At 32.9% G+C, this 258-nt stretch carries 1 protein-coding gene; it reads left to right on the forward strand.

Annotated elements, in window-relative coordinates; genetic code table 11:
• On the forward strand, positions 1 to 258 hold a 258-nt coding region (locus tag R2R70_RS21390; RefSeq protein WP_410979108.1), incomplete at both ends, for a chemotaxis protein CheC.

A 258-nucleotide genomic window follows, 5' to 3' on the forward strand; every position in this document is an offset into this window, starting at 1 on the left:
GAAGCAATGAACCAGATGATGGGTTCAGCAGCCACTTCAATGTCAACCATTCTCAATAAAAAAGTAGATATTTCACCACCATCAATTTATTTATTGGATATTTTACAAAATGAAGGAAAAGATACTATTCCGAATGATGCCTTATTAGTAAAAATTTCATTTAGATTAAGAATAGGAGAATTAATTGATTCTACTATTATGCAGCTTGTGCCATTAGAATTTGGTAAGAAGATTGTGAAGACTTTACTTGGGGCGCCG

Origin of the sequence: Cobetia sp. SIMBA_158, assembly GCF_046566945.1 — a bacterium.
GTDB classification, from domain to species: Bacteria; Pseudomonadota; Gammaproteobacteria; order Pseudomonadales; family Halomonadaceae; genus Cobetia; species Cobetia amphilecti.